At 62.5% G+C, this 1,607-nt stretch carries 3 protein-coding genes and 1 pseudogene; all 4 read left to right on the plus strand.

Annotated elements, in window-relative coordinates:
- Positions 1-108 (plus strand): annotated as a pseudogene (locus AC2VOG_RS16550) (YggS family pyridoxal phosphate enzyme); the annotation flags it as partial.
- A 28-nt stretch (positions 109-136) separates the two neighbouring features.
- A complete protein-coding gene (locus AC2VOG_RS16555; RefSeq protein ID WP_486940950.1) occupies positions 137-775 on the plus strand; it encodes a cell division protein SepF in 639 nt (212 codons plus the stop codon).
- A 107-nt stretch (positions 776-882) separates the two neighbouring features.
- Positions 883-1,176, plus strand: coding sequence for a YggT family protein (locus AC2VOG_RS16560; protein WP_486940951.1), 294 nt, complete (start codon positions 883-885; stop codon positions 1,174-1,176).
- 251 nt (positions 1,177-1,427) lie between these two features.
- On the plus strand, positions 1,428-1,607 hold a 180-nt coding region (locus AC2VOG_RS16565; RefSeq protein WP_486940952.1), incomplete at its 3' end, for a DivIVA domain-containing protein.

A 1,607-nucleotide genomic window follows, 5' to 3' on the forward strand; every position in this document is an offset into this window, starting at 1 on the left:
TGTGTGCGTGTCGGTACCGCACTGTTGGGTCAACGACCGCTAGCGTCACCGTCAATAGTCACTCCAGTCACATCTTCATCACAGAAACCCCAATCCCCAGAGTACTAAGTCCCCAGAGCTGTAGAAGGGTCCAGCGATGAGCACATTGCACAAGGTCAAGGCTTACTTCGGGATGGCTCCCATGGAGGACTACGACGACGAGTATTACGACGACCACGGGCCGGCCCGAAGCGGCAGCTATCCGCGGCAGCGATTCGCCGATGACGGATACGGGCGCTACGAAGGGCGCGAGTACGACGACCCGCGCGGTGAGCCCGCCGAGTACGGTGCCGGCAGCTATCGCGGCGGCTACGCCGACGAACCGCGATTCCGCGGACCCGACTACGACCGCGCTGAGTCGGCCCGGCCGCGGTTCGGGTCGCTACGTGGTTCCACCCGCGGCGCACTGGCCATGGATCCACGCCGGATGGCGATGCTGTTCGACGAGGGCAGCCCGCTGTCGAAGATCACCACGCTGCGGCCGAAGGACTACAGCGAGGCCCGCACCATCGGTGAGCGGTTCCGCGACGGCACGCCGGTGATCATGGACCTGGTCTCGATGGACAACGCCGACGCCAAGCGACTGGTCGACTTCGCGGCCGGGCTGGCGTTCGCGCTGCGCGGTTCATTCGACAAAGTCGCGACCAAGGTGTTCTTGCTCTCACCGGCCGACGTCGATGTCTCCCCCGAAGAGCGCCGGCGCATTGCCGAGACCGGGTTCTACGCCTACCAGTAGGCGCTCGGCGCGCTCGGGTCGCAGCCGGTAGGCTGACATTCGCCCTGCTCGAACGCAGCGGGGGCGGTCGCCAAGGTCACATCTTCATCACTAAGGTCGGGCTCTCGTTGACGCATTTGTTAAAGCTCGTCGGGGTTGCGCTGTTCATCTTCTGGCTATTGCTGATCGCGCGCGTCGTCATCGAGTTCATTCGGTCGTTCAGCCGGGATTGGCGCCCACGCGGATTGACCGTGGTGGTGCTCGAAGTCATCCTCTCGGTCACCGACCCGCCGGTAAACCTGTTGCGACGACTGATACCGCAGCTCACCGTCGGTGCGGTACGTTTCGACCTCTCGATCATGGTGCTGCTGCTGGTGGCCTTCATCGGCATGAAGATGGCGTTTGACCACGCCGGGCCATGAAGCGGCTGGCGGCGCGTAGCGCCGTGTATCGCCGCCCCGACGGAGTTAGCTGGAGATCGGTTATAGGTCACAGTAGGGGCGGATTTGTTACCTCTTAATCTGTGAAATTCGGTCTTATTTATTGACCGATTCGGCAACCCGCGGGTCTGGTGTGACAGGATGGGCCGCAGTTGCAGTATAGCTACGACACCGTCCAACCCGTTCTACACTTTCCTGGTCGGTACGACCGTCCACACTCAAGGGGGCTAAGAATGCCGCTGACACCCGCGGACGTCCACAATGTGGCGTTTAGCAAGCCGCCGATCGGCAAGCGTGGTTACAACGAGGACGAGGTCGATGCCTTTCTCGATCTGGTCGAGAACGAGCTGACCCGTCTGATCGAGGAGAACTCCGACCTGCGCCAGCGGGTGGCCGAGCTGGACGAGGAACTG

The organism is Mycobacterium sp. TH-M11 (assembly GCF_057473725.1).

What these genes read in the sequence shown, in the direction of transcription:
- AC2VOG_RS16555 (WP_486940950.1), top strand. Translation starts at nt 137, where the DNA reads ATGAGCACATTGCACAAGGTCAAGGCTTACTTCGGGATGGCTCCCATG.